Annotated in this window: 21 protein-coding genes; 14 read left to right on the top strand and 7 right to left on the bottom strand. The window is 69.3% G+C overall.

Features of this window, described 5'->3' with window-relative positions; all coding sequences use genetic code 11:
- Nucleotide 1 precedes the first annotated feature (1 nt).
- Entirely contained in the window at nucleotides 2-1,993 is a 1,992-nt protein-coding gene (locus F6X38_RS00355; protein ID WP_246191110.1) for an autotransporter assembly complex protein TamA, read from the bottom strand.
- Nucleotides 1,994-2,375: 382 nt separating this feature from the next.
- On the opposite strand from F6X38_RS00355, the gene F6X38_RS00350 reads away from it, so the two are divergent.
- From F6X38_RS00350 to F6X38_RS00340, 3 genes are read left to right on the top strand one after another with little or no spacing between them, the layout of a single operon-like run.
- On the top strand, nucleotides 2,376-2,879 hold the full coding sequence (locus F6X38_RS00350) for a (2Fe-2S)-binding protein (protein ID WP_150967553.1): 504 nt from the start codon (nucleotides 2,376-2,378) through the stop codon (nucleotides 2,877-2,879).
- A gap of 47 nt (nucleotides 2,880-2,926) precedes the next feature.
- Nucleotides 2,927-5,278, top strand: coding sequence for a xanthine dehydrogenase family protein molybdopterin-binding subunit (locus tag F6X38_RS00345; RefSeq protein ID WP_150967552.1), 2,352 nt, complete (start codon nucleotides 2,927-2,929; stop codon nucleotides 5,276-5,278).
- 19 nt (nucleotides 5,279-5,297) lie between these two features.
- Entirely contained in the window at nucleotides 5,298-6,089 is a 792-nt protein-coding gene (locus F6X38_RS00340) for an FAD binding domain-containing protein (protein WP_150967551.1), read from the top strand.
- Nucleotides 6,090-6,155: 66 nt separating this feature from the next.
- Here the strand turns inward: F6X38_RS00340 and F6X38_RS00335 are convergent, their stop codons facing one another.
- Nucleotides 6,156-6,680, bottom strand: a complete 525-nt coding sequence (locus F6X38_RS00335; protein ID WP_150967550.1) for a BA14K family protein — start codon at nucleotides 6,678-6,680, stop codon at nucleotides 6,156-6,158.
- Between the two features lie 225 nt (nucleotides 6,681-6,905).
- On the opposite strand from F6X38_RS00335, the gene F6X38_RS00330 reads away from it, so the two are divergent.
- The 3 genes from F6X38_RS00330 (at nucleotide 6,906) to F6X38_RS00320 (ending at nucleotide 11,291) form a co-directional block, all read left to right on the top strand.
- Nucleotides 6,906-8,150, top strand: a complete 1,245-nt coding sequence (locus tag F6X38_RS00330; protein ID WP_150967549.1) for a putative DNA modification/repair radical SAM protein — start codon at nucleotides 6,906-6,908, stop codon at nucleotides 8,148-8,150.
- Between the two features lie 35 nt (nucleotides 8,151-8,185).
- Complete coding sequence (locus tag F6X38_RS00325; protein ID WP_150967548.1) at nucleotides 8,186-9,661, top strand: UdgX family uracil-DNA binding protein; 1,476 nt, start codon at nucleotides 8,186-8,188, stop codon at nucleotides 9,659-9,661.
- 115 nt (nucleotides 9,662-9,776) lie between these two features.
- Nucleotides 9,777-11,291 (top strand): helicase HerA domain-containing protein, encoded by a 1,515-nt coding sequence (locus tag F6X38_RS00320; protein ID WP_150967547.1) that lies wholly within the window; start codon nucleotides 9,777-9,779, stop codon nucleotides 11,289-11,291.
- Here F6X38_RS00320 and F6X38_RS00315 read toward each other — a convergent pair.
- Nucleotides 11,288-11,869, bottom strand: a complete 582-nt coding sequence (locus tag F6X38_RS00315; RefSeq protein WP_161992568.1) for a DUF2585 family protein — start codon at nucleotides 11,867-11,869, stop codon at nucleotides 11,288-11,290. The two genes, F6X38_RS00320 and F6X38_RS00315, sit on opposite strands and share 4 nt — an antisense overlap.
- Before the next feature lie 117 nt (nucleotides 11,870-11,986).
- On the opposite strand from F6X38_RS00315, the gene F6X38_RS00310 reads away from it, so the two are divergent.
- The 4 genes from F6X38_RS00310 to F6X38_RS00295 are packed head-to-tail and all read left to right on the top strand — an operon-like array spanning nucleotide 11,987 to nucleotide 16,847.
- A complete protein-coding gene (locus F6X38_RS00310) occupies nucleotides 11,987-13,249 on the top strand; it encodes a glycosyltransferase (RefSeq protein WP_210248871.1) in 1,263 nt (420 codons plus the stop codon).
- Nucleotides 13,236-14,408 (top strand): lycopene beta-cyclase CrtY, encoded by a 1,173-nt coding sequence (gene crtY / locus F6X38_RS00305; RefSeq protein WP_150967544.1) that lies wholly within the window; start codon nucleotides 13,236-13,238, stop codon nucleotides 14,406-14,408. The genes F6X38_RS00310 and crtY overlap by 14 nt, the downstream gene beginning before the upstream one ends.
- Nucleotides 14,408-15,913 carry a phytoene desaturase gene (locus F6X38_RS00300; protein WP_150967543.1) on the top strand — a complete coding sequence of 502 codons (1,506 nt, stop codon included), beginning with the start codon at nucleotides 14,408-14,410 and terminating at the stop codon, nucleotides 15,911-15,913. The genes crtY and F6X38_RS00300 overlap by 1 nt, the downstream gene beginning before the upstream one ends.
- Nucleotides 15,906-16,847: a phytoene/squalene synthase family protein gene (locus tag F6X38_RS00295; protein ID WP_150967542.1), complete on the top strand. Its 942-nt coding sequence runs from the start codon at nucleotides 15,906-15,908 to the stop codon at nucleotides 16,845-16,847. Before F6X38_RS00300 ends, F6X38_RS00295 begins: the two co-directional genes overlap by 8 nt.
- Here F6X38_RS00295 and F6X38_RS00290 read toward each other — a convergent pair.
- Together F6X38_RS00290 and F6X38_RS00285 are read right to left on the bottom strand one after the other, a co-directional pair.
- A complete protein-coding gene (locus F6X38_RS00290; protein WP_150967541.1) occupies nucleotides 16,783-17,391 on the bottom strand; it encodes a sterol desaturase family protein in 609 nt (202 codons plus the stop codon). The two genes, F6X38_RS00295 and F6X38_RS00290, sit on opposite strands and share 65 nt — an antisense overlap.
- A 16-nt stretch (nucleotides 17,392-17,407) precedes the next feature.
- A complete protein-coding gene (locus F6X38_RS00285; RefSeq protein WP_150967540.1) occupies nucleotides 17,408-18,367 on the bottom strand; it encodes a polyprenyl synthetase family protein in 960 nt (319 codons plus the stop codon).
- A 259-nt stretch (nucleotides 18,368-18,626) separates the two neighbouring features.
- Here F6X38_RS00285 and F6X38_RS00280 point away from each other — a divergent pair, with 259 nt between their 5' ends.
- The 4 genes from F6X38_RS00280 to rpe all read left to right on the top strand — a co-directional run bounded on the left by F6X38_RS00280 (nucleotide 18,627) and on the right by rpe (nucleotide 23,809).
- Nucleotides 18,627-19,622 carry a class 1 fructose-bisphosphatase gene (locus tag F6X38_RS00280; protein WP_150967959.1) on the top strand — a complete coding sequence of 332 codons (996 nt, stop codon included), beginning with the start codon at nucleotides 18,627-18,629 and terminating at the stop codon, nucleotides 19,620-19,622.
- A gap of 105 nt (nucleotides 19,623-19,727) precedes the next feature.
- Nucleotides 19,728-21,731, top strand: coding sequence for a transketolase (tkt, locus tag F6X38_RS00275; RefSeq protein ID WP_150967539.1), 2,004 nt, complete (start codon nucleotides 19,728-19,730; stop codon nucleotides 21,729-21,731).
- Entirely contained in the window at nucleotides 21,728-22,924 is a 1,197-nt protein-coding gene (locus tag F6X38_RS00270) for a phosphoglycerate kinase (RefSeq protein WP_150967538.1), read from the top strand. Before tkt ends, F6X38_RS00270 begins: the two co-directional genes overlap by 4 nt.
- A 210-nt stretch (nucleotides 22,925-23,134) precedes the next feature.
- Nucleotides 23,135-23,809 carry a ribulose-phosphate 3-epimerase gene (gene rpe, locus F6X38_RS00265; RefSeq protein ID WP_150967537.1) on the top strand — a complete coding sequence of 225 codons (675 nt, stop codon included), beginning with the start codon at nucleotides 23,135-23,137 and terminating at the stop codon, nucleotides 23,807-23,809.
- A gap of 4 nt (nucleotides 23,810-23,813) precedes the next feature.
- Here the strand turns inward: rpe and eutC are convergent, their stop codons facing one another.
- Together eutC and F6X38_RS00255 are read right to left on the bottom strand one after the other, a co-directional pair.
- Complete coding sequence (eutC, locus tag F6X38_RS00260) at nucleotides 23,814-24,602, bottom strand: ethanolamine ammonia-lyase subunit EutC (protein ID WP_150967536.1); 789 nt, start codon at nucleotides 24,600-24,602, stop codon at nucleotides 23,814-23,816.
- Nucleotides 24,602-25,966: an ethanolamine ammonia-lyase subunit EutB gene (locus F6X38_RS00255; RefSeq protein ID WP_150967535.1), complete on the bottom strand. Its 1,365-nt coding sequence runs from the start codon at nucleotides 25,964-25,966 to the stop codon at nucleotides 24,602-24,604. Before F6X38_RS00255 ends, eutC begins: the two co-directional genes overlap by 1 nt.

The following is a 25,966-nucleotide window of genomic DNA, read 5'->3' as shown; positions in this document are numbered from 1 at the left end:
ATCAGAAGGCCTGTCCGATGCCGGCATAGATCTGGAAGCTTTCGTCGCGCGAGCTCGGCTGCGCGGGGAAGCCGACATCGACGCGGATCGGGCCGAAGCTCGTCAGGTACCGGGCGCCGATGCCGTAGCCGAGCTTGAAGTTGCCGAAGTCGGGAACGAGTTCGTCGCCGACCGTGCCGGCATCGACGAAGGGCACGATCTGGATGTTCTCGGTGACGCCGATGCGGAATTCGAGGTTCGCCTCGAACAGGGAGCGGCCGCCGCGCGGCGTGTCGTTGAACGACTCGTCGCCGGTCGGGCCGAGCTCGTCCGGGAAGAACGGTCCGATCGTCTGGAACTGGTAGCCGCGCACCGAGCCGCCGCCGCCGGCATAGAAGCGCCGGTCGTTCGGCACGTCGTCGCGGTCCGCTCCGAACACCGAGCCGTAGGCGACGCGCCCCGCGACGATGAAGCGGTCGTTGTCGGTGACGGAGACGTAGGTCGAGGCATCGGCCCGGGCGCGCAGGAACGGCACGCCGCCGCGGATCTCGTAGGACGGTTCGGCGAGAAGCTTGCCGAGGAAACCTTGCGTCGGGTTCAGCTTGTTGTCGCGGCTGTCGTAGGTGTAGGCGATCGGCACCGAGGCGATGAAGTAGTCCTGGTCGCCGAGATAGTCGCGGATCGCCTCGTATTCGAGCCGGATGCGCGCGTCGACGCTCTGGACGTCGTCGATCGCGTACTGGACGCCGCTGGTGCCGGCGATGGAGTTGCGGTCGTAGGCGAGGGGATGCTCGCTCACCGCCTCGATTGAGCCGACATAGACCGAGTCCGGCCCGAGCACGCCCGGCTTCTTGAAGACCAGCGAGGCCTTGTAATCGATGTCGCTCGTGTCGCGCACCGTGTCCGAGGATAGCGCCGTCGCGCCGATGCGCGAGACCGAGGCGTCGAGGCGGAGGGACTCGGCCCGCCCGAACAGGTTGCGGTTGCCGATATAGCCGGAGACGCCCGCGCCGTCGGTGTTGGAATAGGTACCGCCGATGCCGAAGAAGTTGAACTTGCGCTCGGCGACCTCGACCTGAACCGGCAACGTCCCGTCGGCCATCTGCTCCTTGCCCTCGCGCACGTTGACGGAGGAGAAGACGTCGAGCTTGACGAGGCGGTCGCGCGCCTTCTTGAGTTCCGCCGGCGAGAAGACCTTCCCCTTCTCGATGCCGGTCATGTAGGCGACGAAACCCGGGTCCACGTCCTTCGTGCCGTCGACGAAGATGTCGCCGTAGGGCACCTGTCCGCCGGGCGAGACGGCGAGGCGGTAGTCCAGCTTCGCCGTCGCCGAGTCCGCCACGACGTCGCGGCGAGTGATCGCGACGAAAGGCCGGCCCTCGTTGCGCAGCGCCTCCAAGAGGTTCGACTCCTGTTCGAGGACGCGCGTCGAGGCGGCGTTGGAGCCGCTTGCCAGATCGTAGGTCGAGGGATTCACCGGCACGCCGTTCGCGGTGATCTCGACGCGTCCGATCGTGAAGACCTGTCCCGGCTCGACGATGACCTGCACCGGCACGGGGCGGGACGTGTCGAACGTCGCGTCCGGCGCGAGCGTCGCGATGTCCTTGCCCTCGATGAGGATCGTCACGATGCCGTCGTAGCGCGCGTTCTCGTAGAGCGCCGCGACGAGGCGCTTCTGGTCGGTCTTCGCCTGCGACAGGAGGCCGAGCGATCCCGACACCGGGTTGTCCTCGTTGGCGACGAGCGACGAGGCCTTCTCCAGCGTGTCCTGCAGGTCCTTGTCGGCCGGCATCACCGAAAGTGTGACGCTGTAGCGGATCGGGTCGATCACGCCTTCGTTCGGGTCCTTGTCGCTTTCGAACAGCTTCAGGCCGAAGATGTTGATCGCGCTCGCCGGTGCGGCGCTGCCGAGTGCGGCGATCCCGAACACCACCCCCGCCAGCAACAGCCGGGAGCAGCGCGACGCGACAAAGCGGTCGCGAAAGGGGACGCCGAACTCGAACCGCACTCTCACCCGCACGCCTTGGACATTTCGCCGCGTCATCCTCGCCCGGACGCTGCCGCGAGGGCATGGCGGCATCGTCCCACGCGATCCGCCTTCGCACGTCGATGCCTAGGATGCCCGAAAATCGAGGCGGAACAACACAGGAAGCTTGCGTCATCCTGACATTCGCGAGGCCGCCGGACGATTCAAGCCGCCGTTGTGCCCGGGGCGTCACAGATTGCGGCGAAGGCAAGGCGAACGCTTCCGCCGAATATAGCGGCTGGAATCGTTCTAAAAAACGCTTGCCGGCCGCCCGGCATCGGAGGCAGTCTCGCGGGCGGAGACGCCGGAGGGAGAGCCGGCCTCAAAGGATCGAAGCGGCGCGAGCGCGTCGGCATCGCTTGGAGGATAAATGACCGCGGTTTCCCTGACGGTGAACGGACGCGCGATCGAGGGGCAGGTCGAGGACCGGACGCTTCTCGTGCAGTTCCTGCGCGACAATCTCAACCTCACCGGCACGCATGTCGGCTGCGACACGTCGCAATGCGGCGCCTGCGTCGTCCATGTCGACGGGGTGGCCGTGAAGAGCTGCACGATGCTGGCGGTGCAGGCGTCGGGCTCCACGGTGCTGACGATCGAGGGCCTCGCGCCGAGCCAGAGCGAACTCCACCCGGTGCAGGCGGCGTTCCGCGAGCATCACGGCCTCCAGTGCGGCTACTGCACCCCCGGCATGATCATGACGGCGGTGGACATGATCCGGCGCCACCCGGAAGGGCTCGACGAGAAGACGGTGCGCGAGGAACTCGACGGCAACATCTGCCGCTGCACCGGCTACCATAACATCGTCAAGGCGATCCTCGCCGCTGCCTCCGCGGCCGGCGTGGCGGCCGAACCGCAACTCGCCGCGGCCGAATAAGCCCGAGGCGGAACGCGCCCGACACGAAACTGGGAGGTTTCACGCAAATGGGTATCGAAGGCATCGGCGCCAGCGTCCTCAGAAAAGAGGACCGGCGCTTCATCACCGGGCGCGGGCGCTACACCGACGACATGGTGGTGCCGGGCATGAAGTACGCGGCCTTCGTGCGCTCGCCGCACGCCCACGCGACGCTGTCCGGCATCGACGCCGAGGCCGCGAAGGCCATGCCGGGCGTCATCGCCGTGCTGACCGGGCCGGAACTGCAGGCCGACGGCATCGGCAACCTGATCTGCGGCTGGGCGGTGACCTCGAAGGACGGCTCGCCGATGAACATGGGCGCCTGGCCGGCGCTCGCGGTCGGCACCGTCCGGCATGTCGGGCAGGCGGTCGCCGTGGTGGTGGCCGAGACGAGGAGCCAAGCCCGCGATGCGGCGGAAGCCGTCGAGGTGTCCTATGCCGAACTGCCCTCCGTGGTGCAGGCGACGGATGCGCTGAAGGACGGCGCGCCGCAGCTTCATCCGGAAGCGAAAAGCAACCTGATCTTCGACTGGGAACTCGGCGACAAGGCCGCGACCGACGCCGCTTTCGCCAAGGCCGCCCACGTGACGAAACTCCACATCGTCAACAACCGGCTCGTGCCGAACGCGATGGAGCCGCGGGCGGCCTTGGGCTCGTACGACCCGGCCGAGGACCATTACACGGTCTGGACGACCTCGCAGAACCCGCATGTCGCGCGCCTCGTGATGAGCGCCTTCTACAACGTCGCGCCGGAGCACAAGCTCCGGGTCATCGCGCCGGATGTCGGCGGCGGCTTCGGCTCGAAAATCTATATCTATCCGGAAGAGATCGTCTGCCTCTGGGCCTCGAAGAAGACCGGCGTGCCGGTGAAATGGACGAGCGACCGAACGGAGGCCTTCCTCACCGACGCGCACGGCCGCGACCACGTGACGGAAGTGGAACTGGCGCTCGACGCCGACAACAAGTTCCTGGGGCTGAAGGTCGACACGGTCGCCAATCTCGGCGCCTACATGTCGCTGTTCTCCTCCGCGACGCCGACCTACCTCTACGGCACGCTCCTGTCCGGCCAGTACGACATCCCGGCGATCTACGTGAACGTCAAGGCGGTCTACACCAACACCGTTCCGGTCGACGCCTATCGCGGCGCGGGGCGGCCGGAGGCGACCTACGTCGTGGAGCGCACGGTGGAGACCGCGGCGCGCGAGCTCGGCCTGTCGCCGGCCGAGCTCCGGCGGAAGAACTTCGTCCGTGCCTTCCCGCACCAGACGCCGGTGATCATGTGCTACGACGCCGGCGACTTCGAGGCCTCGCTCGACGCCGGCATGCAGGCGGCGAACGTCGCCGGCTTCGAGGCGCGGCGCGAGGAGGCCAAGGGCCGCGGCAAGCTGCGCGGCCTCGGCATGAGCTGCTACATCGAGGCTTGCGGCATCGCGCCCTCGAAGGCGGTCGGCTCGCTCGGCGCGGGCGTCGGCTTGTGGGAATCGGCCGAGGTGCGGGTGAACCCGGTCGGGACGATCGAGATCCTCACCGGCTCGCACAGCCATGGCCAGGGCCACGAGACGACGTTCTCGCAGCTCGTCGCGGAACGGTTCGGGTTGCCCATCGACAACGTCCAAGTGATCCACGGCGACACCGACAAGGTGCAGTTCGGCATGGGCACCTACGGCTCCCGGTCCGGCGCGGTCGGCATGTCGGCGATCGTCAAGGCGCTCGACAAGGTCGAGGCGAAGGCGAAGCGGATCGCCGCGCACCTTCTCGAAGCCGACGAGGGCGACATCGAGATCGCGAACGGCGAGGTGCGCGTCGCCGGCACCGACAGGAAGCTCGGCTGGCACGAGGTGGCGCTCAACGCCTACACCGCGCACAACCTGCCGGGCGGCATGGAGCCCGGCCTGAAGGAAGGCGCGTTCTACGACCCGCAGAACTTCACGTTTCCCGCCGGCTGCTACATCTGCGAGGTCGAGGTCGACCCGGACACGGGCGGCGTCGAGCTGGTGCAGTTCGTCGCGGCCGACGACTTCGGCACCGTGGTGAATCCGATGATCGTCCACGGCCAGGTGCATGGCGGCATCGCGCAAGGGGTGGGCCAGGCGCTGCTCGAAGGCACGCTCTACGACGATTCGGGTCAGCTCATCACGGCGAGCTACATGGACTACGCCATGCCGCGCGCGGCGAACCTGCCGAACTTCGCGGTCTCGACCACGTCGACGCCTTCGCCCTCGAACCCGCTGGGTCTCAAGGGCTGCGGCGAGGCCGGCGCGATCGGCTCGCCGCCCGCCGTGATCAACGCCATCACCGACGCGATCGGCAACAACGAGCTGACCATGCCCGCGACTCCCGAAAAGGTCTGGGCGGCGCTCCACGCGGTCGCGGCGAACTGACGGGACGGGAAGGGAAACGATGTACCAGACGAACTATCACCGCCCGTCCAGCCTCGCCGAGGCGGCGGAAGCGATCGCCGCGGCCGGCGGCGAGGGCAAGTACCTTTCCGGCGGCATGACGCTGATCCCGACGATGAAGCAGCGGCTGGCGAGCCCGACCGACCTCGTCGATCTCCGCCATATCAACGAGCTGAAGGGCATCGCGGTCGACGGCAGACGCGTGCGGATCGGCGGCGGCACGACGCACGCGGAGATCTCGGCATCGGAGGAGATCAAGGCGGTCTGCCCGGGCTTCGCCGAACTCGCGCACCTGATCGGCGATCCGGCGGTGCGCCACATGGGCACGATCGGCGGCTCGGTCGCGAACTTCGATCCGGCCGCGGACTATCCGGCCGCGCTCCTCGCGATGGACGCCACCATCCACACGACCGACCGCGAGATCGCCGCGAGCGACTTCTTCCTCGGCCTGTTCGAGACCGCGCTGGAGGAGAACGAGATCGTCACGGCCGTCTCGTTCGAGGCGCCGGACGCGACGGGCTACGAGAAGTTCCGCAACCCCGCTTCCCGCTACGCGATGTGCGGCACGTTCGTCGCGAAGCGCGGGAACGACGTGAAGGTCGGCGTCACCGGCGCTTCGCAGTCGGGCGCGTTCCTGTGGGAGGAGGGCGGCGAGGCGCTGTCGAACGGCGGCGACCTGAATGCCCTGACGGTCGATGCCGGCGACATGCTGTCGGACCTCCACGGCTCCGGCGCCTACCGCGCCAACCTCGTCAAGGTCCTGACGAAGCGCGCGGCCGCCAAGGCGCATTAGGGACCACCCGAACGAAAAAGGGCCGGCGCGAGGCCGGCCCTTCCAGAACGAATTCCCGCCGTCTGCCTAGAGCCGGCAGGGCCGCACGACGCCGCCGTACCCGATGAACGTATCGGTCCGGTAGTCGTAGGTGCGGTAGCGCGCGGCGCAGGCGTCCGCATGGCTGTAGGCCCGCACCGGGCGGATCTCGCGATAGACTGGCGCTGGGCGATAGTAGACGCGGCGCTCGCGATAGACCGGGCCTTCGACCACTACGTCGGCCGGACGGCCGTAGTAGCCGCCGCCATCATAGCCGTTGCCGTAATAGCCGCGGCCGTAGTAGCGGCCGCTGGAATACGGGTCGCTGGTGATGGCGCTGCCGAGCAGCGCCCCCACGCCGAGACCGATCGCGCCGGCCGCGAGCGCGTCGCCGCCGCCCCAACCGTTGTGGTGGCGATACCGCCAGCGATCGCCACCCCAGCCGCCACCGTGATAGCCGCCGTGCCGGTAGTAGCCGCCGCGCCAGGGATCGGCCGAAGCCGTTTCCGTCGTCGCGACCATGCCGGCCGCGAGCGTCGCCGCCGCGCCGAGGGACAAGAGAAGCTTTCTCATGAGTACACCTATCGAACGAAAGAGCGCTTTCCGGCCCTGCGGACGATGCCGCGATCCGGATTTGCTCCCTAAACCCTTCGCCGCAATATGTGTTCCCGTTTGGTGCCGATGCAATGGGTCGGCAGCGCAAGGGCCCAACGATCGTTGCAGAAGGTAAAAGCGGAAAGCTTTGGATAACCATGCGGACGCTATGGTAGAACATATCACGAACGCTAGATTGTCCGCATGGCCGCACTCACCGTTCAGCAGAAGCTCGCGATCCTGTCCGACGCCGCGAAATACGACGCCTCCTGCGCGTCGAGCGGCTCCGAGAAACGCAATTCGCTGAAATCGAAAGGCATCGGTTCGACGGAAGGCTCCGGCATCTGCCACGCCTATGCGCCGGACGGGCGCTGCATCTCGCTTCTGAAGATCCTGCTGACGAACTTCTGCATCTACGACTGCATCTACTGCGTGAACCGTTCGTCCTCGAACGTCGCGCGCGCCCGGTTCAGCGTGGAGGAGGTCGTGACGCTCACGATGGACTTCTACAAGCGGAACTACATCGAGGGGCTGTTCCTCTCCTCCGGCATCATCCGCAACTCCGACCACACGATGGAGGAGATGGTGGCAGTGGCGAGAAAGCTTCGGCTTGAACACGGCTTCAACGGCTACATCCACCTGAAGACCATCCCCGATGCCTCGCCGCTCCTGATCGAGGAAGCCGGCCTGTTCGCCGACCGCCTGTCGATCAACATCGAGCTGCCAACCGACCTGTCGCTGCAGGCGCTCGCGCCCGAAAAGGACGCGCGCGACATCCGCCGCTCGATGGGGCACCTGCGCGCGAAGATCGAGGCCCATCGCGGCGAAGCGAAGGATCGCGCCAAGCCGAAGCGCTTCTCTCCTGCCGGGCAATCGACGCAGATGATCGTCGGTGCCGACGGGGCGAGCGACGACGCGATCCTCGGCCGGTCGGAGAACCTCTACGGCAATTACCAGCTCAAACGTGTCTACTACTCCGCCTTCTCGCCGATCCCGGATTCGTCCAGCCGCCTGCCGCTCCTCAAGCCTCCCCTGATGCGCGAGCACCGGCTCTATCAGGCCGACTGGCTGATGCGTTTCTACGGCTTCGAGCGGCGCGAGATCGTGGCGGGCGGCGAGGCAGGCATGCTGGATCTAGCCGTCGACCCGAAGCTCGCCTGGGCGCTGAAGCACCGCGAACGCTTCCCGGTCGACGTCAACCGCGCCGACCGCGAACTGCTGCTCCGCGTGCCGGGGCTCGGCACCAAGGCGGTGAAGCGCATCCTGTCGACCCGCCGCCATCGCCGACTGACGCTGGGGGACGTCGCGAAGCTTTGCCAGTCGGTGGAGAAGGTGCGGCCATTCCTTGTGGCGAGCGACTGGTCGCCGGGCCACTCGACCGACCGCGAGAACCTGCGCTTCGACTTCGTGCCCCGCGACACGACGCCCCGGCAACTGGCGCTGTTCTGAGCGCGTTGCTCCGCACCCGGCCCGGAGTTTCACCGATGTTCTTCGCCCGCCTCGACCATCCCGCCGATTTCGACGGCTGGCGCGAGGCGGCGCGACGCGCGGTCACTTGCCGGGTGCAGCCCGACGCGATGAGCTTTACGGTCGGCGACGAGGCGCCGAGCCTCTTCGCCGAGCCGCTGCCCGAAACTGTGCCGGACGACGCGCCGCAGGTGACCGTCGCGAAGGCCTTTCCCGAACTGGCGAAGCACGTCGTCTGCAACGCCGACCCGGAGCGCTTCGTGCTCGCCTATCGCCTGCTCTGGCGGCTGCAGTCGGAGAAGGGCCTGCTCGAAGTCGCCTCGGACGACGATGTGATCCGCGCCCGCGAGATGGAGAAGGCCGTCTATCGCGACGCGCATAAGATGAAGGCCTTCGTGCGCTTCCGCGAGATCGGGACGGGGGAGGGCCGGCACTACATCGCCTGGTTCGAGCCGAGCCATCATGTCGTGGAACTGACCGCGCCGTTCTTCATGCGCCGCTTCGCCGGCATGGTCTGGAGCATCCTGACGCCGCTGCGCTCGGTCCACTGGGACGGCGCGGATTTGAGCTTCGCGCCCGGCGCCTCGATCGAGGACCGGCCGAAGGAAGACGCGACGGAGGATCTCTGGCTCACCTACTACGCCTCGATCTTCAATCCGGCCCGGCTGAAGGTGAAGGCGATGCAGGCCGAGATGCCGAAGAAGTACTGGAAGAACCTGCCCGAGGCGACGCTGATCCAGCCGCTGGTGCGCGGCGCGGAAGCGGCATCGCGGCGCATGCTGGAAACCGCGCCGACCCTGCCGAGTTTGCGCCACGAACGGGTGGCGGAGACGATCGGGATGGCACGCGCGGCGAAGACGGCGGAGGATCCGCTTCTCGGCAACCAGCCTCGGACGCTCGACGAGGCGCGGGCGGAAGCGAAGCACTGTCAGGCCTGTTCGCTCTGGGAGCCGGCGACGCAGACCGTGTTCGGCAAGGGGCCGGACGACGCCCCGGTGATCTTCGTCGGCGAGCAGCCGGGCGACCAGGAGGACATCGCCGGCGAACCCTTCGTCGGCCCGGCCGGCAAGGTGTTCGACTCGGCGCTGGCGGATGCCGGCATCGACCGCAGCCGAGCCTACGTCACCAACGCGGTGAAGCACTTCAAGTTCGTGCCGCGCGGCAAGCGGCGCATCCACCAGAAGCCGTCGATGGGCGAGGTGAAGGCCTGCCGCTTCTGGCTGGAGATGGAGCGGGACATCGTGAAGCCGAAGCTCGTCGTCGCGCTCGGCGCGACGGCCGCCGCGACCGTCCTCGGCAAGTCGGTCACGATCCGCGACACGCGCTCGAAGCTGATCGACCTCGACGCCGAGACGAAGCTGCTCGTGACGGTGCACCCCGCCTACATCCTGCGCCTGCCGGACCCGGACCTGCAGGCCAAGGAAACCGAGGCCTTCAACCGCGACATGGCGCTGGTGCGCGAGACGGTTCCGGAGATCGCGCTGGCGGCGTGAGGCTGCGGCCATCCACAGCTTTCCTTTGCTGTGGAAGGGAGCGTTGCACCTCGACTCCCGTTCTTGGCGGCGTGGTATCTCACGCCATTGTCCACCATCCCGGAATCAGTGCCTGATGAAGGTTGCCGTCGATCTCGGAACCGTCGCCAACGGTGAGCCCGCCGAGCTCGATCTGGAGGAACTCCTGTCGACGCGCCTGCTCGTGCAGGGAAATTCCGGTTCAGGCAAGTCGCATCTCCTGCGCCGGCTGCTCGAACAGAGCGCTCCCTACGTGCAGCAGGCGATCATCGACCCCGAAGGCGACTTCGTCTCCTTCGCCGACCGCTTCGGCCATCTGGTGGTCGATGCCGACCGGACGCCGGCCGAGCTGCAACGCATCGCGCTGCGCATCCGCGAGCACCGCGCCTCGGTGGTCCTCAATCTCGAAGGTCTCGACGCCGAGGTGCAGATGAGCTGCGCCGCCGCCTTCCTGAACGGCCTGTTCGAGGCCGACCACGCCCACTGGTTCCCGATGCTGATCGCGGTGGACGAGGCGCAGCTCTTCGCGCCCGCCATCGCCGGCGAGGTGTCGGACGAGGCGCGCAAGGTCTCGCTCGGCGCGATGACGAACCTGATGTGCCGCGGGCGCAAGCGCGGCCTCGCCGGCATCGTCGCGACGCAGCGGCTCGCCAAGCTCGCCAAGAACGTCGCGGCGGAAGCCTCGAACTTCCTGATGGGCCGCACCTTCCTCGACATCGACATGGCGCGCGCCGCCGACCTCCTCGGCATGGACCGGAAAGGGGCCGAGCGCTTCCGCGACCTGGAGCCCGGCCATTTCGTCGCGCTCGGGCCCGCCCTGTCGCGCCGGCCGGTGGCGGTGCGGATCGGCTCGGTGGAAACCCGCGGGCGCACCGGCCGCCCTTCGCTCCTCTCCCTGCCGGAAGCGGGCGGCCAGGCGATGCACGACCTGATCTTCGCCGCCGCGCCGGCCGAAGATCTGCCGCCGCCGGTGTCGCGCCCGGTCCGCGAGCACGTCTCGACGCACGATCTTCTCGGCCGCGTCGTCGCGGCGCGCGAGAAGCCGGCCCCGGAGGCCGACGACGAGCGCAGCGAGGCCGAGCGCGCGGCGCTCGTCGAGGACATCTTCGCCGAGATGCTCGCCGATCCGGCTTCCGCCTTCCGCCCCGTGCCGGTGCTCTACCAGGACTTCCTCACGCATTGCCGCCTGAAGCGGCTGCGGGGCGCTGAGACCGACATGGCGGCCTTCCGCCGTCGGCTGAGCCTCGCGCGGGCCGGCGTGACGGCGGCGGATGCGGACGAGGCGTGGCAGACGGTGCTGGACGCGTCCGACGCCCTGCCGGAGGACATGCAGGGCGTGTTCCTGATGCTGGCGCGGGCCGCCCGCGACAGCGCGGACTGCCCGGACGACGCGGCGCTGGCGCGGGCTTACGGCAGCCACTCGCCTTCGCGCGGGCGTTTCCTTCTCGGCTACATGGCCGAGCGTGGCCTCCTGACGGCGGAAGCGGACTTCCGCGGCAACCGCGTCGTCACGATCCTCTCCACCGGCTGGCGCGCTGTCCAGAAGGCCAAGCCCCTGAAGCTCGACGATGCGCGGGCGCGCCGCGCCGCGCGGCAGTCGACGAAGTTCTAGATATCGACGCCGAACAGCCGGAGCGTGCCGACGACGAAGCCGTCGCCGACGCCGAAGGTGACGGCGGCTTCCACCGCGACGACGACGAGCGCGACCGCCGGCCAGCGGAGAAACGGCATCAGGCCCGCGCCGCCGAGCGCGAACACCGTGTCGCCGAAGGAGTTCAAGAGGCTGTCGCCTTCGTAATGCGGCGCGTTCGCCCCGCCGGAGAAGATGCCGATGATCAGCGGCGTGTTCTCCGCGACCTCCCAGATCGAATGGCCGAGGATGACGGCGAGGAACACGGACGGGAGCGACCAGTGCGGCCGCAGACGCCGGACGCCCGCGAAGAGCGCCATGCCGAACACGACATGGAGGAGCGAGTACCAGTCGGCGAAGGCCTGCGAGTTCTCCGCCGGATCGCGCGACCATTGCCACACGGACACCGTGCCGCAGGGACAGACCGGATGCCGGCCCATCAGGAGGAGGATGGCGGCCGCCGTGCCGAGCATCGTGAAGGCGATGCCGACCTGCCGCCAGCCCTTGTCCGGAAAGGGACTGCGCTCGTTTTCGGGGATGGGCTGAACCGCGCTCGACATGCCTCGCTCGAACGTTTCGGGCCGGTTCCCGGTTGCCCCACATGTGGAGAGCCGATGTCGCATTCTGTCAACCGGCGCGATCCCTGCTAGATTTGCCGGCAGATGGCACGTTTCGCATTGATCTCGGCCCCGTTCGCCAGTCACATCCGCGTCTTCGAGGCGCTGGCGGACCGTTTGATGGGCCGCGGTCACGAAGTGCTTTTCGTTCTCAACGAGGGGGCGCGGCACGTCGTGGTGTCGAGCGCGCCGGTGCGCACGGTGCGCTCGGCGGGGCGGGGCGGCCTCGACGCGGTGATCCGCCGCGCCGCGCGACCGACCGGGCCGCTCGGCATCCTCCGCACGGTAGCCGACGGCGCGGACCTCACCGACGCGCTCTGCGAGGACGCGCCGGCGATCCTGAAGGCCTGGCGCGCCGACATGATCGTCGGCGACGAGATGGAGCCGGCAACGGGCCTCGTCGCGGCGGCGCTCGGCCTGCCCTTCGCCTCCGTCGCGGCGGCACTGCCGATGGACGTCTCGCCCGGCATGCCGCTGCCTTTCCTCGACTGGCCGTTCGATCCGAGCCCGGAGGGGCTGAAGCGCAATGCGGGCGGCGAGAAGATCGCGAACGCGCTGCTGACCCGCCAGCGGCACGGGATCGAGGCCTGGGTGCAGCGTTTCGGCCTCTCCCCCCGCCATGCTCTGGCCGACTGCCTGTCGCCGACGCTGCGGATCGCGCAGATCGTGCCTGGCTTCGATTTCCCGCGACCGCCCTCGGCGATCCGCCATTTCGTCGGGCCGATCCGCGGCGAGCCGCCGCCGGTCGCGCCGCTGCTGCCGTTCGAGCCGGATCCCGCGCGGCCGCTCGTCTTCGCCTCGCTCGGCACTATGCAGGGACACCGGCTCGGCTTCTTCCGCAAGGCGGCGGAGGCCTGCCGCGAGGTCGGTGTCCAGCTCGCCGTCGCCCATTGCGGCGGCCTTTCGGCTCGCGAGGCCGCGGCGCTCGGGGCGGACTTCGTCACCGACTTCGTGCCGCTCGCCGCCGTCATGCGCCGCGCCGATCTCTGCCTGACCCACGGCGGCCTCAACACGGTGCTGGACGCGCTCGGGGCGGGCGTGCCGCTCCTCTGCGTGCCGATCGCCTTCGACCAGCCGGGCATCGCCGCGCGGATCGTCCACCACGGCGTCGGCGAGAAGCTCGGGCGCGTCACGTTGTCTTGCGGCCGGCTCGCGGCTTCCATCGAGCGCCTGCTTGGCGCATCCAGCACCCGCGAAAGGGCGGCCGCGATCGGCCGCGAGATCGCGCGCGCGGGCGGAGGCGACTTGGCGACGGACCTGATCGAGGCAGCCTTGAACGGCACGCGCGCCAGCCGGCCGGAGCCGCGCGTTGCGCTCGCCTGAACGCTTCGACCTCGTTCTCGTCGGCGGCGGGCTGGCGAACGGGCTCGTGCTCCGGCGCCTCCGCGAGAAGCGTCCGGACCTGACGGTCCTCATGCTGGAGGCCGGCGAGACGGTCGGCGGCAACCACACGTGGTCGTTCCACGAGCACGACCTGACAATCGCGGAAGGCGCCTGGGTCGCGCCCTTCGTCGCGCATGTCTGGCCGGACTACGAGGTGCGCTTTCCCCTCCGCCGCCGACGTATCGGCACGGGCTATCGCAGCGCGACGTCGGATCGCTTCGCCGCCCTGATCGGCGAGTGCGGGCCGGCGGTGCGCACGGGCGCGCCCGTCGCAATGGTCGAGCCTCGCGCCGTGACGCTCGGCGACGGGACGCGCATCGAGGCGGGTGCGGTGCTCGACGGGCGCGGCCACGCGGCGAGCCCGCATGTCGACCTCGTGTTCCAGAAGTTCCTCGGGCTGGAGATCGAGCTGGAAGCGCCGCACGGCCTCGAACGACCGATCGTGATGGACGCGACGGTCGAGCAGGACGACGGCTACCGCTTCGTCTACGTCCTGCCCTTCGCCGCTGACCGGCTGCTGGTCGAGGACACTTATTATGCCGACGGCGACGCGCTCGACGCGGAAGCGTTGCGCCGACGGCTCGCCGACTATTGCACGGGGCACGGCTGGCGCGTCCGGCGGATCGTGCGGGAAGAGCAGGGCGTGCTGCCGATCGCGGTGGACGGCGACATCCGCCGGTTCTGGGACGAGCGCGGAGGCATCCCGGCGTCGGGCCTCGCGGCGGTGCTCTTCCACCCGACCACCGGCTACTCGCTCCCCGACGCGGTGCGCCTCGCCGACCGGATCGCGAGTGCGCCGGACCTGTCCGCCGACGCCCTCTTCGCCCTGACGCGCGATCACTCGGTCCAGACCTGGGAGGATCGGCGCTTCTTCCGGGGACTGAACCGGATGCTGTTCTTCGCGGGCGAGGCGTCACGGCGCTACGAGATTCTGCAGCATTTCCACCGCCTGCCGGACGACCTCGTCGGGCGCTTCTACGCCACCAACCTCTCGGCCGGCGACAAGCTGCGCATCCTCACCGGCCGCCCGCCGGTGCCGATCTCGAACGCGATCCGCGCACTCGCCATGTCGCGCCGGTCCATGAAGGAATCCGCCTGATGCTCGACCGCCCGACGCCGAAGAAGCGCGCCGTCGTGATCGGCGCGGGGTTCGGCGGCCTCGCGCTCGCGATCCGACTGCAGTCGGCCGGCATCGCGACGACGCTGCTCGAGCGCCGCGACAAGCCGGGCGGCCGCGCCTACGTCTACGAGGACGGGGGCTTCACCTTCGACGCCGGGCCGACCGTCATCACCGACCCGTCCGCGCTGGAGGAACTATGGACCGCGGCGGGCCGGCGCATGGCGGACTATGTCGAGCTCTTGCCCGTTTCGCCCTTCTACCGCCTGTGCTGGGAGGACGGCTACAGCTTCGACTACGTCAACGACCAAGCCGAGCTCGACCGGCAGATCGGCGCGAAGAACGGGCGCGACCTCGCCGGCTACCGCCGCTTCCTCGACTATTCGAAGGCCGTGTTCGAGGAGGGCTACGTCAAGCTCGGCACCGTGCCCTTCCTGCAGTTCCGCGACATGGTGCGCGCCGGCCCGGCGCTGGCCCGGTTGCAGGCGTGGAAGAGCGTCTATGCCAAGGTCGCCGAGTTCATCGAGGACGACCAGCTCCGGCAGGCCTTCTCGTTCCATTCGCTGCTGGTCGGCGGCAACCCTTTCGCGACGTCCTCGATCTACGCGCTGATCCACGCGCTGGAGCGCAAGTGGGGTGTGTTCTTCCCGCGCGGCGGCACCGGCGCGCTGGTGCGCGGAATGGTCAGGCTGTTCGAGGACCTCGGCGGCCAGGTGGAGCTCGACGCCGACGTGGAGCGCATCGAGACCGCCAGCACCAGGGCGACCGGTGTGGTCTGCAAGGACGGGCGGCGCTTCGATGCCGATCTCGTCGCCTCGAACGCCGACGTGGTCCACACTTACGAGGCGCTGCTCGGCGGGACGAAGCGCGGTGCGGCGGAAGCCAAGCGATTGAAGGGGCGCAAGTTCTCGATGTCGCTCTTCGTCATCTACTTCGGCCTCCGGCGGCATCGGCCGGAGATCATGCATCACACGGTCTGCTTCGGCGCGCGCTACCGCGACCTCATCGCCGAGATCTTCAACGGCAACACGCTGCCGCGCGACTTCTCGCTCTACCTGCACAACCCCTGCGCCACCGATCCCTCGCTGGCGCCGCCCGGCATGGGCTCGTTCTACGTCTTGGCGCCGGTGCCGCATCTCGGCAACGCCGCGATCGACTGGGAGCGGGAGGGGCCGCTCTACCGCGACCGCATCCTCGCCTACCTCGAAAAGCACTACATCCCCGGCCTCGCCGAAGACCTCGTCACCAGCCGCATCTTCACGCCCATCGACTTCAAGTCGGAGCTGAACGCGCATCTGGGCTCGGCCTTCTCGCTCGATCCGGTGCTGACGCAGAGCGCCTGGTTCCGGCCGCACAACCGCGACGCGGAAATCGGCAACCTCTACATCGTCGGCGCGGGCACCCATCCCGGGGCCGGGGTTCCGGGCGTCGTCGGCTCGGCCAAGGCGACGGCCGGCCTGATGATCGAGGATGCGCTGCATGAATGACGCGGCGGCGGATCGCGCCGCGATCGTCCGGGCCGCGGCGGAGACCATCGCGAAGGGCTCGAACAGCTTCGCCGCCGCGGCAAGGCTGTTCGACGCCGAGACGCGCGCCGACGCAATCATGCTCTACGCCTGGTGCCGGCATTGCGACGACGTGGTGGACGGCCAGACGCTCGGACACGGCGCGACGGGCGCATCCGGCGTGCCGGAACGGCTCGCGGAACTGGAGCGCGAGACCCGGCGTGCCTTCGCCGGCGAGCGGGTCGGGCAGCCGGCCTTCCGCGCCCTGCAACTGGTGGCGGAGCGCCGCGGCATTCCGCTGGCGCTGGCTCTCGACCATCTCGACGGCTTCCGCATGGATGTCGACGGGCGGGTCTATGAGAGCGTGCCGGAGCTTCTCGACTACTGCTACCACGTCGCGGGCGTGGTCGGCGCGATGATGGCGCTGATCATGGGGACGCACGATCCGGACGTGCTCCGCCGCGCCTGCGACCTCGGCCTCGCCTTCCAGCTCACCAACATCGCGCGCGACATCGTGCCGGATGCGGAGGTCGGGCGCATCTACCTGCCGCGGCAATGGCTGCGCGAGGTCGGCCTCACGCCAGAAACGCTCGCCGATCCGGCGGCGCGGGGGAAGCTCGCGGTGCTGGCGAAGCGTCTCGTCGATCTGGCCGAGCCGTATTACGCTTCGGCGCGGATCGGTGTGGACGCGCTGCCGCGCCGATCGAGCTGGGCGATCGCGACCGCGCTCGGCGTCTACCGCGAGATCGGGCTGAAGGTGGTGGCGCGAGGGGCCGCCGCCTGGGACGAACGGGTCTCGACGAGCGGCGCGGAAAAGCTGCGGAACGTCGCTGGGGCCGGGCTCGTCGCGCTCAAGCCGCGCCGCGCGGCATCTCCGCCTCGTCCGGCCGCTCTCTGGACGCATCCGGCGGCGTGACGGTGGCGGTGGCTGCACGCGCCGCCGCCTTTGCTTCCCGTGCCGCTCGGCGCTCGCGCTCGACGACGCCGGAGGCCTTCAGCTGCGCGTGCAGCCGGTCGGCCGGCGGGGCGTAGAGGAAGCCGAAGGAAACGTTGTCCTCGCGGCCTTCCACGGCATGGTGGAGGCGATGCGCCTGCACGAGGCGCTTGGCGTAGCCCCGGTGCGGGATGTTGCGGAACGGCCAGCGCTGGTGGACGAGGCCGTCGTGCACGATGAAGTAGAAGATGCCGTAGAGCGTGATGCCGGTGGCGAAGGCGAGCACCAGCGGCAGGCCGGCGAGCGAGCCGACGACGAAGAGCACGATGGCGATGCCGGAAAAGACCACGGCGTAGAGGTCGTTCTTCTCGAAGAGCTCGTCGTGTTCCTCGTGATGCGACTTGTGCCAGCCCCAGCCCCAGTCGCCATGCATGACGTATTTGTGGGTCCACCACGCCACCCATTCCATGGCAAGGAAGGTGACCAGGGCGACGCCGATCAGGACCGGCCAGCTCGTCAATGTCATCGCTTTCTCCGCGCCGTCAGCGGGCGCCGATCTCCTGCGGCGCTTCCGCCGCGAAGCCGTCGACGCGGTGCGGACGGCCCTCGCCCTGTCCCTGCCGCATCGCGTGCTCGAACACCAGCGCCAGCAGCCCGTGCATGCGGCTCGATGGCCCGAAGACCCGGGTGAGGCTCGCCTCGGCGCGCGAGACGTGCCGCTCGATGCGCCGCCGCGCCGCCGCCGGCCCCATCATCGAGACGATCGTGGACTTGTTCCGGTCCTGTCCGACGTCTTTCCCGAGCGCGCTGGAGCTCGGCGCGCGGTCGAGCAGGTCGTCGACGAGCTGGAAGGCATGGCCGAGCTCCTCGGCGAAGCCGCGAAGTTCGGCCCGCACCCCGCCGGATGCGCCGGCGACGACGCCGCCGATCTCGACCGCCGCGCTGAACAGCGAGCCGGTCTTCAAGCCGTTCGCGGCGGCGATCTCGGCGACGGCGCGGCGGTGCCGGCCGCCGCGCAGGTCCTCGAACTGACCGCCGACGAGACCCCGGACGCCGACCGCGGCGGAAAGGATCGCCACCGCTTCGACCCGGGCTTCGGCCGACAATCCGTCGATGCCGGCGATGAGCTGGTAGGCCCCCGCCAGCGAGCCGATCGCGACGAGAACCGCGACGTCCTCGCCGTGCCGCACGTGCAGCGCCGGCTGGCCGCGCCGGAGCGTGGCGTCGTCCATGCAGGGCAGGTCGTCGAGCACGAGCGAGGCCGCATGGACCATCTCGACCGCGCAGCCGGCGTCGAGGGCCGCCGCCGCGGACCCGCCGAGGTCCTCGGCCGCCAGCAGCGTCATCAGCGGACGAAGGCGCTTGCCGGGGGCGAGAACGCTTTCGCGCAGGGCGTCTCCCAACGGCGCGTGGCTCGCGAGCGTCGGCGGCAGCAAGGCTTCCAGCCGTTCGTCGATGCGCCGGAGCGCGGCTTCGAAGCCGGCCTTTGGGTCCGATGTCATGCTTGCGCGTTCGCTTCCCTGACCCGAATCGAATGCCGTCCTCTGACCGCGCGCGGCGGGACGGTTTGACGGGGATAGTTGCCGCTAACGGCGCGGGTGCCAAGAGGCGTAGTGCCGCAAGCCGCCGCTTGCCGACAGGTTTCGCCGCGTTGGCGGCCGCTTGCCCCATCACGATCGGGCGAGGACGCCGCTATGTTATGCCATGCGTTTGCCCTATCTCGCGGCGGTGCGGCCGGCGCGGAAGGATGGAAGGGTGGCGATGGATACGGAAAAGACGCTCGAAGGCTTCCTGCGCGACGGTGCGGAAAACCGGCCGGAAGGGAAAGCGGTCGCCGCTACGATTCTCGCCTTCGCCGATGCGGCGGTGATCGTGCAGGAGACGATCGCGCGCGGCGGGTCCGGCGACGACCTCGCCGCCGCGCAGAACCACCAGAACGCCGGCGGCGACATGCAGAAGGAGCTCGACGTCGTCGCCGACCGCGCCTTCCTCGACGCCGCGAAGCGCTCGCCGGTGGGCTTCTACGGCTCGGAGGAGCAGGACGAGGCGGTGCAACTCGGCGACGGGCCGCTGGCGCTGGCGATCGACCCGCTCGACGGGTCGTCCAACATCGAGACCAACGTCTCGATCGGCACGATCTTCTCGCTGCTGCCGGCGACCGACGCGCATCGCGCCGATCCTTCCAGCGTCTTCCGGCAGCCGGGCACGAACCAGCTCGCGGCCGGCTTCTTCATCTACGGGCCGCAACTCCTCCTCGTCGTGACGCTGGGGGCGGGCACGCGCGTCTTCATCCGCGCGCCGGGTTCGGGCGGCTTCGTCGCTTTCGGGCCGGCCCCCGCGATCCCGACCGAAGCGAAGGAGTACGCCGTCAACGTCTCGAATCGCCGCCACTGGGCGACGGGCATGCGCCGTTACGTCGACGATCTCGACGCTGGCGCGGAGGGCCCGAGGGGGCACGATTTTGGCATGCGCTATGTCGGCTCGATGGTCGCCGACGCCTATCGCATCTTCCGGCGCGGCGGCATGTTCCTCTACCCCGGCGATACCCGGAAGGGCTACGAGCGCGGTCGCCTGCGCCAGCTCTACGAAACCAACCCGATGGCCTTCTGCATCGAGCAGGCGGGGGGCGCGGCGAGCGACGGAACGGGGCGGATGCTCGACATCGTGCCGGACGGCCTCCACGCCCGCACCCCCTTCGCCTTCGGCTCGAAGGCGGAAATCGAGGCGCTGGCGGGCTATCTCGGCAAGGACGCGTGACGCGCGGCGACGCGTCATGGATTTGTCGGCGGACCTGCGATAAGCCTCCGGCACGAATCGATTGAAACGCCGCTTCGCGCGGCTCGAACGTCCGAAGGGAAGCCGATGTCCGAAGTCGCCGCGCAGCCGAAGAGCGGAGCCGCCGACCGCGACCCGCGCGACATGGCGAATGCCATCCGGGCGCTGGCGATGGATGCGGTGCAGCGTGCCAATTCCGGCCATCCCGGCATGCCGATGGGCATGGCGGACGTGGCGAGCGTTCTGTTCCGCGACTTCATCAAGCTCGATCCGGCGCGCCCCGACTGGCCGGACCGCGACCGTTTCGTCTTGTCGAACGGCCACGGGTCCATGCTCCTCTACGCGCTGCACCATCTCGTCGGCTATTCCGACATGACGATCGAGCAGTTGCAGAACTTCCGGCAGATCGGCTCGAAGACCGCCGGCCACCCGGAATACGGCCACGCGCTCGGCATCGAGACGACGACCGGCCCGCTCGGGCAGGGCATCACCACGGCGGTCGGCATGGCGCTCGCCGAGCGCATGCTGAATGCGCGCTACGGCGACGACCTCGTCGACCACTACACTTACGTCTTCTGCGGCGACGGCTGCTTGATGGAGGGCATCAGCCACGAGGCGATCGACCTCGCGGGCCACCTGAAGCTGTCGAAGCTGATCGTCCTCTTCGACGACAACGGCATCTCGATCGACGGCAAGACCTCGCTCGCGACTTCGACCGACCAGGTGAAGCGCTTCGAGGCGGCTGGCTGGCACGCCGAGCGCGTCGACGGCCACGACACGAACGCGATCCGCGCCGCGATCGAGCGGGCGAGGAAATCCGACAAGCCGGCGATGATCGCGGCGAAGACCATCATCGGCTACGGCTCGCCGAAGCTCGCCGGCTCCGAGAAGAGCCACGGCGCACCGCTCGGGCCGGACGAGATCGCGGCGACGCGCGAGAAGCTGGTCTGGACGGCGGAAGCCTTCGCGATCCCGGACGAGATCGTCGCCGGCTGGCGCGAGGTCGGGGTGAAGGGCGCGGCGGCCCGCGGCGAATGGGAGAAGCGCCATGCGGCCTCCGGCAGAAAGGCCGAGTTCGACGCCGCGATGGAGGGCGAACTCGGACCCGACTTCGCGAAGACCATGGCGGACTATCGCCAGAGGCTTTCCGAGGAGAAGCCGAAGCTCGCGACCCGCAAGTCCTCCGAGGCGACGCTGGAAATCGTCAACGCTGCGACGGAACTCACCGTCGGCGGCTCGGCGGACCTGACGCACTCCGTCTTCACGCTGACCAAGAACATGCACGACGTGCAGGCCGGGCACTACGACGGCCGCTACATCCGCTACGGCATCCGCGAGCACGCGATGGCGGCGGTGATGAACGGCCTCGCCGTCCACGGCGGCTTCATCCCCTATGGCGGCACGTTCCTCGTCTTCTCCGATTACATGCGCGGCGGCATGCGCATCTCGGCGCTGATGGGCGTTCGCGTCATCTACGTCCTGACGCACGATTCGATCGGCCTCGGCGAGGACGGTCCGACGCACCAGCCGATCGAGCACCTGACTATGCTGCGCGCGACGCCGGGCATGCTGGTCTTCCGCCCGGCCGACGCGATCGAGACGGCGGAAGCCTGGGAGATCGCCTTGACCGAACATCGCCCGTCGGTCCTGTCGCTGTCGCGCCAGAACCTGCCGACGGTCCGCGCCGGCGACGTCGCCGAGAATCGGTCGCGGCGCGGCGGCTACGTGCTGAAGGAAGCGAACGGCGAGCGGCAGGTGACGATCCTCGCCAGCGGTTCCGAGATCGAGATCGCGCTCGCCGGCGCCGAGAAGCTGGCGGGCGAGGGCATCCGCGCGGCGGTGGTCTCGATGCCGAGCCACGAGCTCTTCCTCGAACAGGACGAGAGCTACCGCCGGTCCGTTCTCGGCACCGCGCCGCGCATCGCGGTCGAGGCGGCGGGCGGCCTGTCCTGGGATCGCTTCATCGGCACGGAAGGGCGCTTCGTCGGCATGCGCTCCTTCGGCGCTTCCGGCCCCGCGCCGAAGCTCTACGAGCATTTCGGCATCACGCCGGACGGCATCGTGACGGCGGCGAAGGAGATCGTCCGTTGAGCCGGCTTCCCTCGATCGGCGACGCGGCGGTTTCCGGCAAGACTCTGCTCATCCGCGCCGACCTGAACGTTCCGGCCAAGGACGGCAAGGTGACGGACGCCACAAGGTTGGAGCGTTTCGCCCCGACGGTGAAGGAGCTGGCGGGGAAGGGCGGAAGGATCGTCATCCTCGCGCATTTCGGCCGGCCGAAGGGCAAGCCCGATCCGGCCTTCACCTTGAAGCCTGTCGCCGACAAGCTCGCCGAGATCCTGGGATCGAAGGTCGCCTTCGCCGAGGACTGCGTCGGCGAGCCGGCGAAGTCGGTCGTCTCGGCGCTGCAGGACGGCGAGGTCGCGGTTCTGGAGAACCTGCGCTTCCACGCCGAGGAAGAGAAGAACGACGAGGGCTTCGCGCGACGGTTGGCGGAGCTCGGCGACATCTACGTCAACGACGCCTTCTCCTGCGCGCACCGCGCCCACGCCTCGACGCACGCGATCGCGAAGCTCAAGCCGGCCTATGCCGGACCGTCGCTGCTGGCGGAGGTGAACGCGCTGGAATCGGCGCTGAACGAACCGCAGCGCCCTGTCGCGGCGGTGGTCGGTGGCGCGAAGGTCTCCAGCAAGATCGGCGTCCTCGAATTCCTCGTGCCGAAGATGGACCATCTCGTCATCGGCGGCGGCATGGCGAACACCTTCCTCGCCGCGCAAGGGCACGACGTCGGCAAGTCGCTCTACGAGGCGGACGCCAAGGAGACGGCCCTGAAGGTGATGAAGCTCGCCGAGACGAGCGGCTGCAAGCTCCACCTGCCGGCGGATGTCGTCGCGGCAAGCGAGTTCAAGGCCCATGCCGAGAACGAGACCGTTCCGGCGGACGCCATTCCGGCGGACAGGATGGCGCTCGATGTCGGCTCGAGGACGGCGGACTCAATCGTCGAGGCACTGTCGTCCTGCCGGACCCTGCTCTGGAACGGCCCTCTCGGCGCCTTCGAGATCGAGCCCTTCGACGCCGCGACGAACAAGGTGGCGCTGGCGGCGGCGAAGCTGACGAAGGAGGGCCGGCTCGTCACCGTCGCCGGCGGCGGCGACACGGTCGCGGCGCTGAACGCCAGCGGTGCGGCGGACGACTTCACCTATCTTTCCACGGCCGGCGGCGCCTTCCTCGAATGGCTGGAAGGCAAGGAGCTTCCCGGCATCGAGGTGTTGCGGAAGGGCTGACGCGACGGTCGGAGGCCGTGTGCCATTCTTTCCCTCGCGGGGAGAGGGTGGATGTCGCGGAGCGGCGGACGGGTGAGGGATATGCGGTGGTGACGAATGCCGACCGCGCCTTTCGAGATGGCACCCCTCATCCCCTGCCGGACCTTCTCCCCGCTGGGGACAAGAAACCTAAGTTTTCGACGCCGCATGCTGTTCGTGAGCCAAAGTCATATGCCCAACCCGCTCGTCATCGCCCCGTCGATCCTGTCCGCTAACTTCGCACGGCTCGGCGAGGAGGTCGCGGCCGTGGCCGAGGCGGGGGCGGACTGGATCCATCTCGACGTGATGGACGGGCATTTCGTGCCGAACGTCACCTTCGGCCCGCCGGTGGTGAAGGCGCTGCGTCCGGCGACGGCGAAGTTCTTCGACTGCCACCTGATGATCGAGCCGTGCGACCCGTATCTCGAAGCCTTCGCGGCAGCCGGCTGCGACATGCTCACCGTCCATGCCGAGGCGACGCGGCATCTCGACCGCTCGCTTCAGGCGATCAGGGGGCTCGGCAAGCAGGCCGGCGTCGCGCTGAATCCCGGCACGCCCGAGACGGCGGTGGAATACGTGCTCGATCGCGTCGACATGGTGCTGGTGATGACGGTCAATCCCGGCTTCGGCGGGCAGGCCTTCATCCCGGCGACGCTGGCGAAGCTTCGTCGGCTCCGGGCGCTCATCGGCGACCGGCCGATCCGCATCGAGGTCGACGGCGGCATCGCCCCGGACACGGCGAAGGCCGTGCGCGAGGCGGGAGCCGACACCTTCGTCGCGGGTTCGGCCGTGTTCAAGGGCGGCGCCCCGGCCTATGCCGGCAACATCCGCGCGCTGCGCGAGGCCGCCGGCGAGCCGGAGGCCTGAACCCTCATTCCGGCGGCCCGAGCGCCGGCGGCATCGCCCCTTCGATCGAATCCTCGTCCTTCAGCCGCGTGCCTGTCAGGCCGAGCGAGCGAGCGCGGACCAGCAGGCGGGCGAGCTTCGGGGCGGCGAGCGACGGGGGCAAGCCGCCGGCGCGGATGTTCGAGACGCAGTTGCGGTCGGCGTCCGTGGTGCGCCCCGGCTTCGGATCGAAGGTGAGGTAGGCGCCGAGGCTGTCGGCGGCGGACAGCCCCGGCCGCTCGCCGACGAGCATCAGCACGAGCTTCGCGCCGAGAGCTTCGGCCGCCGGATCGGACAGGGCGACGCGGGCTTGGGACGCGACGAGGACGGGCGCGACGCGCCACGCCATCGGCACGAGGGCGAGCGTTCCCAGCGCCACCGTCGTGGCATAGGCATGCGCCGCGGTGGCGGACAGCCCGTCGGCGAGGATCACCGCGAGATCGAACGGGCCGTCCTTCGCCGCCTCCAGAAGCGCGGCGCGCGACTCGTCCGCGAGCCGGCGGCCGAGGTCGGGGCGGCGCAGGTAGGTGGCGCGGTCGGGAGCCTCGCTGGAGATGCGCAAGGTCTCGCGGCCGGCGTCCCGCATCGCCCGCTCGACCGCGTCAGCATCGAAAGGCGCGTGCACCGCGTCGCGCGCCTTCGCATGCGCCTCGGCGAAGTCGAGATGGGCGGCGGTCGGCAGCCCCGCGCCGGCGCGTCCGAGGCCGATCCGCGCCTCGGTGTAGCGGCGGAGCGCCGCGATCGGGTGCGGCGGTGCGACCGGGCGGTCCGTCATCATGAGGCCTCCAAGAGCCGCGAGCGGTCGAGGAGGTCCAGCGAGCGGTCTCCTCCCGCCGGCGCCAGCATGCCGTCGGCATCGAAGATGCCGAGCTCCTCCGCCCAGCGCTCGAACTCCGGCGCGGCGCGCAGGCCCAGCGTGCGGCGGATGTAGGCCGCGTCGTGGAAGGAGGTCGACTGGTAGTTCAGCATGACGTCGTCCGAGCCCGGCACGCCCATCACGAAGTTGACGCCGGCGACGGCGAGGAGGGTCAGGAGGCCGTCCATGTCGTTCTGGTCCGCCTCGGCATGGTTGGTGTAGCAGACGTCGACCCCCATCGGCAGGCCGAGCAGCTTGCCGCAGAAATGGTCCTCCAGCCCAGCGCGGGTGATCTCCTTGCCGTCGTAGAGGTATTCGGGCCCGATGAAGCCGACCACCGTGTTGACGAGGAGCGGCGAGAACTCGCGCGCGACGGCGTAGGCCCGCGCCTCCATCGTCTGCTGGTCGACGCCGTGATGGGCATCGGCGGACAGCGCCGAACCCTGGCCGGTCTCGAAATACATGGCATTCCGCCCCACCGTTCCGCGGTTCAGCTCGGCCGCGGCATCGTGCGCTTCCCGCAGCATCGCGAGGTCGATGCCGAAGGAGCGGTTGGCGGTTTCCGATCCCGCGATCGACTGGAACACGAGGTCCACCGGCGCGCCGCGTTCCAGCACCGCCAGCGCCGTCGTCACGTGCGCGAGGACGCAGGATTGCACCGGACAGCCGAGCCGCAAGCGCAGCTCCTCGATGAGGTGGAGGAGACGGATCATCGCCTCCGGACTGTCGGTGGCGGGGTTGATGCCGATCACCGCGTCGCCGCAACCGAACTGGAGGCCGTCGACGATCGAGGCCGCGACGCCCATCGGGTCGTCGGTCGGATGGTTCGGCTGGATGCGGACTGCGAGGTGCCCGGGCAGGCCGACCGTGGTGCGGAAGGCCGAGGTCACCGGACGCTTCCGCGCGATCGCGATGAGGTCCTGGCTGCGGCAGATCTTCGAGACGGCGGCGACCATTTCCGGCGTCAGGCCCCATTGCAGGGCGGCGATGGCGTCGGGTGTCGCCTCGTCGCCGAGCAGCCATTCGCGGAACGTCCCGACTGAGAGATGGGAGATCGGTGCGAAGGCGTCGTCGTCGTGGCGGGCAAGGATCAGCGCGGAGACCTCGTCCGCGTCCGGGTCGACGAGCGGCGTCTCCAAGAACTCGGCGAGGCCGGTGTCGGCGAGGCGACGCTGCGCCTTCACGCGGGTCTCGGCGGTGTCCGCCGCGATGCCCGCGAGGAAGTCGCCGGATCGGGCCGGCGACGCCGCGGCCATGAGGGCCCTCAGGTCTTCGGGCGACAT

The sequence above is a fragment of the Plantimonas leprariae genome (genome assembly GCF_008802405.1).
GTDB lineage: Bacteria > Pseudomonadota > Alphaproteobacteria > Rhizobiales > Rhizobiaceae > Plantimonas > Plantimonas leprariae.
This window is presented reverse-complemented; position numbering and strand designations above follow the sequence as displayed.

Coding starts and splice junctions, on each gene's coding strand:
- F6X38_RS00350 (WP_150967553.1), top strand. CDS start 2,376: ATGACCGCGGTTTCCCTGACGGTGAACGGACGCGCGATCGAGGGGCAG.
- F6X38_RS00345 (WP_150967552.1), top strand. CDS start 2,927: ATGGGTATCGAAGGCATCGGCGCCAGCGTCCTCAGAAAAGAGGACCGG.
- F6X38_RS00340 (WP_150967551.1), top strand. CDS start 5,298: ATGTACCAGACGAACTATCACCGCCCGTCCAGCCTCGCCGAGGCGGCG.
- F6X38_RS00335 (WP_150967550.1), bottom strand. CDS start 6,680: ATGAGAAAGCTTCTCTTGTCCCTCGGCGCGGCGGCGACGCTCGCGGCC.
- F6X38_RS00330 (WP_150967549.1), top strand. CDS start 6,906: ATGGCCGCACTCACCGTTCAGCAGAAGCTCGCGATCCTGTCCGACGCC.
- F6X38_RS00325 (WP_150967548.1), top strand. CDS start 8,186: ATGTTCTTCGCCCGCCTCGACCATCCCGCCGATTTCGACGGCTGGCGC.
- F6X38_RS00320 (WP_150967547.1), top strand. CDS start 9,777: ATGAAGGTTGCCGTCGATCTCGGAACCGTCGCCAACGGTGAGCCCGCC.
- F6X38_RS00315 (WP_161992568.1), bottom strand. CDS start 11,869: ATGTCGAGCGCGGTTCAGCCCATCCCCGAAAACGAGCGCAGTCCCTTT.
- F6X38_RS00300 (WP_150967543.1), top strand. CDS start 14,408: ATGCTCGACCGCCCGACGCCGAAGAAGCGCGCCGTCGTGATCGGCGCG.
- F6X38_RS00295 (WP_150967542.1), top strand. CDS start 15,906: ATGAATGACGCGGCGGCGGATCGCGCCGCGATCGTCCGGGCCGCGGCG.
- F6X38_RS00290 (WP_150967541.1), bottom strand. CDS start 17,391: ATGACATTGACGAGCTGGCCGGTCCTGATCGGCGTCGCCCTGGTCACC.
- F6X38_RS00285 (WP_150967540.1), bottom strand. CDS start 18,367: ATGACATCGGACCCAAAGGCCGGCTTCGAAGCCGCGCTCCGGCGCATC.
- F6X38_RS00280 (WP_150967959.1), top strand. CDS start 18,627: ATGGATACGGAAAAGACGCTCGAAGGCTTCCTGCGCGACGGTGCGGAA.
- tkt (WP_150967539.1), top strand. CDS start 19,728: ATGTCCGAAGTCGCCGCGCAGCCGAAGAGCGGAGCCGCCGACCGCGAC.
- rpe (WP_150967537.1), top strand. CDS start 23,135: ATGCCCAACCCGCTCGTCATCGCCCCGTCGATCCTGTCCGCTAACTTC.
- eutC (WP_150967536.1), bottom strand. CDS start 24,602: ATGACGGACCGCCCGGTCGCACCGCCGCACCCGATCGCGGCGCTCCGC.
- F6X38_RS00255 (WP_150967535.1), bottom strand. CDS start 25,966: ATGTCGCCCGAAGACCTGAGGGCCCTCATGGCCGCGGCGTCGCCGGCC.